General features: G+C 70.9%; 4 protein-coding genes and 3 pseudogenes. 4 read left to right on the forward strand and 3 right to left on the reverse strand.

Features of this window, described 5'->3' with window-relative positions; all coding sequences use genetic code 11:
• A pseudogene (locus A5624_RS23075) lies at window positions 1-661 on the reverse strand (serine--tRNA ligase); the annotation flags it as partial.
• Between the two features lie 112 nt (window positions 662-773).
• Between A5624_RS23075 and A5624_RS23080 the strand changes: the two are divergent.
• The 3 genes and pseudogenes from A5624_RS23080 (at window position 774) to A5624_RS23090 (ending at window position 2,770) form a co-directional block, all read left to right on the forward strand.
• Window positions 774-2,150 carry a septum formation family protein gene (locus tag A5624_RS23080; RefSeq protein WP_066871606.1) on the forward strand — a complete coding sequence of 459 codons (1,377 nt, stop codon included), beginning with the start codon at window positions 774-776 and terminating at the stop codon, window positions 2,148-2,150.
• Between the two features lie 4 nt (window positions 2,151-2,154).
• A pseudogene (locus A5624_RS23085) lies at window positions 2,155-2,575 on the forward strand (metallopeptidase family protein).
• Between the two features lie 3 nt (window positions 2,576-2,578).
• On the forward strand, window positions 2,579-2,770 hold the full coding sequence (locus tag A5624_RS23090; RefSeq protein WP_066871612.1) for a hypothetical protein: 192 nt from the start codon (window positions 2,579-2,581) through the stop codon (window positions 2,768-2,770).
• Between the two features lie 4 nt (window positions 2,771-2,774).
• On the opposite strand, the gene A5624_RS23095 is transcribed toward A5624_RS23090, so the two are convergent.
• Together A5624_RS23095 and pheA are read right to left on the reverse strand one after the other, a co-directional pair.
• On the reverse strand, window positions 2,775-3,461 hold the full coding sequence (locus A5624_RS23095; protein WP_066871615.1) for a histidine phosphatase family protein: 687 nt from the start codon (window positions 3,459-3,461) through the stop codon (window positions 2,775-2,777).
• Entirely contained in the window at window positions 3,458-4,408 is a 951-nt protein-coding gene (pheA, locus tag A5624_RS23100; RefSeq protein ID WP_066871617.1) for a prephenate dehydratase, read from the reverse strand. The genes A5624_RS23095 and pheA overlap by 4 nt, the downstream gene beginning before the upstream one ends.
• 92 nt (window positions 4,409-4,500) lie before the next feature.
• Between pheA and A5624_RS23105 the strand changes: the two are divergent.
• Window positions 4,501-4,777: pseudogene (locus A5624_RS23105) on the forward strand (DUF2470 domain-containing protein); the annotation flags it as partial.

Below are 4,777 nucleotides of genomic sequence, written 5' to 3' on the forward strand. Positions count from 1 at the left end.
GGTCGTCGGCCTCCACGCGGTAGACCTCGTCGGCGTGGGCGCCCAGGAACCCGGTGCCGGCCATCACCTCGGGGCGCACCAGCACCGGCGGGATCATCGGGATGAAGCCGTTCTCGACGGCCAGCCGCAACGCCAGCTGCAACAGGCCCAGCTGGAGCAGCGCACCCTTGCCAGTCAGGAAGTAGAACCGCGACCCGGACACCTTGGCCCCGCGCTGCATGTCGATCAGCCCGAGTGACTCACCGAGCTCCAGGTGGTCCTTCGGGTCGTCGATCGCCGCGGGCTCGCCGACCACGTCGAGCACGGCGAAGTCGTCCTCGCCGCCGGCGGGCACCCCGTCGATGACGACGTTGGAGATCGCCATGTGCGCCGCGGTGAACGCGGCCTCCGCGTCGGCCTGGGCGGCTTCGGCGGCCTTCACCTGCTCGGCCAGTTCCTTGGCGCGCGTCAGCTTGGCCGGGCGCTCATCGGGAGAGGCCGCCCCGACGCTCTTGCTGGCGGACTTCTGTTCGGCCCGCAGCCCGTCGGCCGACGAGATCGCGGCCCGGCGGGCGGCGTCGGCGGTCAACAGCGCGTCTACCAGCGCCGGGTCCTCACCACGACTGAGCTGGGAGCGGCGCACGGCATCGGGGTCTTCCCGGAGCAGCTTCAGGTCGATCACGGCCCTGAGACTACTTTCACCGGTTCGGGGCGGCTGGCGGCGCATCCACCGCGCAAAGTCGCAGGACTCACATCCGTAACTTTTGTCACCGGTCTCAGGCGCTCCTGTCAGAATGGAGCGGATGTCGCAAGCGCCCGAGAAGGAACTTTCGGAAGCCCGGGAAACCCGGGCGGTCGAGTCGCCCGAACAGCAGCCGTCGGCCTTCGGTTGGCCGCGCAGCCTGCAGGCTCGGGCGACCCGGCGCGCGCTGCTGCTCACCGCGCTCGGCGGCCTGCTGATCGCGGGGCTGGTCACCGCGATCCCGGTCGGCGGTCCCGGATCGGGTCGGTTCCTCGACAGCAGCCCGGTGCGCAGCACCGGAACCAAGAGCGACGCCGCCTTCAACCGGGCCGCCACCGGCGAGTGCCTGATGTGGCCGGAGACAACCCCCGAGTCGGCGAGGATCGTCAACTGCGGTGACGAGCACAAGTTCGAAGTCGCCGAATCGATTGACATGCGGACGTTCCCGGGCTCCGAATACGGGCCCAACGCCGCACCCCCGACGCCCGCGCGCATCCAGCAGATCACCCAGGAGCAGTGCGAGGCCGCCGTCCGCACCTACCTCGGCCCCAAGTTCGATCCGAACAGCAAGTTCACCGTCAGCCTGCTGTGGCCCGGCGACCGGGCCTGGCGCCAGAACGGCGACCGCCGGATGCTGTGCGGCCTGCAGCTGCCCGGGATGAACAACCAGCAGCAGGCCTTCAAGGGCAAGGTCGCCGACGTCGACCAGTCCAAGGTGTGGCCGGCCGGCACCTGTCTGGGCATCGACTCGGCGACCAACCAGCCGACCGACGCGCCCGTCGACTGCGCGGCGCCGCACGCCATGGAGGTCACCGGCACGGTCAACCTGGCCGAGAAGTTCCCCGGTGGCCTGCCGGCCGAGCCCGACCAGGACGGCTTCATCAAGGATTCGTGCACCAAGATGACCGACGCGTACCTGGCGCCGGTCAAGCTGCGCACCACCACCTTGACGCTGATCTACCCGACGGTGCCGCTGGCCAGTTGGACGGCGGGCAGCCGCGAGGTGGCCTGCAGCATCGGCGCGACGCTGGGCAACGGCGGCTGGGCCACCCTGCTGAACAGCGCCAAGGGCCAGCTGCTGATCAACGGTCAACCGCCGGTACCGCCGCCCGACATCCCCGAGGAGCGGCTCACCATGCCGCCGATCCCGCTTCAGGTCCCGGCTCAGCCGCCGTCCACCCAGTCCGGCGCCGGCACCGGCTCGGCCCCGGAGATCCCGCCGAACAACCAACACCTGCCCGGCCAGCAGCCCGCGCAGCAACCCCAGCAGCAGGCCCCGCAGCAGCAGGCCCCGCAACAGCAGGCGCCGCCGGCGGACAACGGCGCCCCGCCGGCCAACCCGGCACCCGAGGCACCGGCGCCCGCACCGCCACCACCGGCGAATCCCGCACCCGAGGCACCGCCCGCCGCGCCCCCGCCGGGAGGCTAGGCGGGTGTCCGTCCGGATGGATCCGCAGCGCTTCGACGAACTGGTCTCCGACGCCCTCGACCTCATCCCGCCCGAGCTGGCGGCCGCCATGGACAACGTCGTCGTGCTGGTCGAAGACCGCCATCCCGACGACGCCGAACTGCTCGGCCTGTACGAGGGCGTGGCGTTGACCGAACGTGACTCCGACTATTCCGGATCCCTGCCGGATGCCATCACCATCTACCGGGACGCGCTGCTGGACGCCTGCGAATCCGAGGACGAGGTCGTCGAGGAGGTGGCCATCACGGTGATCCACGAAATCGCTCACCACTTCGGCATCGACGACGACCGGCTGCACGAGCTGGGCTGGGCCTGAGAATCTGGCGCGGCGCCGGATCGCCGGGCGCGGCATCCCGATTTTGTCCGCGACGGGTGCTATGAACTGACCTATGAGCATTGACTGCCGCGACTGTCGGGCAGGCTTAGATCACTGTCACGGCACCATCATTCGCCACGCGCTGCACCGGTCGGAATGCACGGAGCCGGATTGCTTCAGTCCCGAGCTGTTGCCGCACGCCTTCGTGATCGACTGCGACGCCGTCGGGTGCGTGTGCACCGAAGTGATCGCCCTGGCCGTCTGACGGGTCAACCCATCGGGTCGGCGCTGGACCGCACCGCGTCCGCGACCGGCGTCGCCTCTTCCTCCGGGTAGAACGGCGGGGTCAGCGTCCCCCAACGCACGCAACTCCACCGCCCGTCGGTGATCGGGGTGAGGGCCACCGACTGGGCGTTGTCCAGGTGGTTGTCCAGCGCGAACTCGGCGTCGACGCCGGCCAGCACCGCGGCGGCCAGCCGGATCGCCGCGCCGTGGCTGACGACGACGATGTCGCCGTGGAAGTCGCGGTCGTCGAGGTAACGCAGGCGCAGGTCGGTGAGCACCGGGACGTAGCGGTCCAGCACGTCGTTGCCGGTCTCGCCGCCGGGAAGCGCCACGTCGAGCTCGCCGTGATGCCACCGCTCGTAGATCGCATTGAACTCGGCGACCGCGTCGTCGTCGTTGCGGTTTTCCAGCCGCCCGACCTGGACCTCGTGCACGCCGGCCACCTCGATCGGGGGCACTGCGACCTGGCCGCCGATCACCTCGGCCGTCTGCGAGGCCCGGGTGGCCACCGAATGCGCGAGCATCGCCGGGCGCCCCGCCCCGCGGGCGAATGCCCGCGCCTGGTCGCGGCCCAACGGGGTCAGCTCCGCACCCGGCGGGCGGGTGTCGAGCCGGCGCTCGACGTTTCCGAATGACTGGCCGTGGCGCACCAGGATCAACCGGCCGCTCACCGCCGCGCTCCCCCGGCGGACTCGTCGCGCTTGCCGTCCAGCAGCTGCTGCAGCCAGCGCGCGGCCTCCTCGGCGGAGGGCGGCAACGCCCCGGCCGGCGAGCCGGTGGGCCAGGAACCGAGATAACGCACATCAGCACAACGACGGTGCAGCGCTTTGAGTGCCTCGGCCACGGCGTCGTCGTCGATATGGCCGACGCAATCGGCGAAGAAGCGGTAGATGCCGAGACCCGTTCTGGTCGGCCGGGATTCGATGCGGGTGAGGTCGATGCCGCGGACGGCGAATTCGGCGAGCGCGGCCAGCAGCGCGCCAGGCGCGTTGTCGATGCGCAACACGACCGAGGTGCGGTCGGCTCCGGTCCGGGCCGGCGGTGGGCCCGGCCGCCCGACCAGAAGGAAGCGGGTCCGGGCGTTGGATTCGTCGACCACACCCTCGGCCAGGGTGCCCAGGCCCCAATGCGCGGCGGCCAACGGCGAGGTCACCGCGGCGTCGACGCGTCCGTCGGCGACCTGCTGGGCGGCGTCGGCGTTGGAGTACGCCGGCCGCAGCGCGGCGTCGGGCAGATTGGCGGCCACCCACTGGCGCACCTGGGCCGCCGCCACACCGAAGGCCGCCAGCGTCCGCACGTCCGTGGCGCTGCGGCCTGGTTTGACGACGATGCTGAAGGCGATGTCCAGCGTGGTCTCGGCGAACACCTGCAGGGGTGAGCCGATGGCCAGGCTGTCCAGGGTCGGTGTCACCGAGCCGTCGATCGAGTTCTCGATCGGGACGCAGGCGTAGTCGGCGGTGCCGTCGCGCACGGCGTCCAGCGCCGCGGAGGTGCTTTCGACGGGCGCGGGTTGCACCCCGGCTGGGCCTTCGTCGGGAATGAGTCCCGCCGCGCTGATCTGTCGCAGCGCCGCCTCGGTGAACGTCCCCTCCGGACCGAGGTATGCGATGCGGGCCACGTCCCAACCCTAGCGGCGCGCGGGCCAGAAAAGTCTTGCGACGTCACCCCGGGTGAGTTAACTTAGGCTTACCTAATCAAAGGATGAGAATGGTGTTACCGCTGAGCTGCCCTGCCCCGACGACCGCCGAACGGATCCGCAGCGCCTGTGTCCGCGCCAGCGGCGCGCTGCTGGCCATCGAGCACGACGACCCGGTCCCCACCCCCCTGCACCACCTGATGGACGACGGATCGGTTGCGCTGGCGCTCCCCGTCGAGCGGGAACGGGAATTGGTGCGCCCCATCTCGGGCTCCCAGGCGCTGCTGGAGCTGACCGACTACGCGCCCCTACCGCTGCGCGAACCGGTCCGCTCGCTGGTGTGGGTGCGCG

This window comes from Mycobacterium sp. 1482292.6, from assembly GCF_001672995.1.
GTDB lineage: Bacteria > Actinomycetota > Actinomycetes > Mycobacteriales > Mycobacteriaceae > Mycobacterium > Mycobacterium europaeum_A.

Bases quoted from the DNA above. Each gene is read 5' to 3' on its own strand.
- A5624_RS23080 (WP_066871606.1), top strand. From the start codon at position 774: ATGGAGCGGATGTCGCAAGCGCCCGAGAAGGAACTTTCGGAAGCCCGG.
- A5624_RS23090 (WP_066871612.1), top strand. From the start codon at position 2,579: ATGAGCATTGACTGCCGCGACTGTCGGGCAGGCTTAGATCACTGTCAC.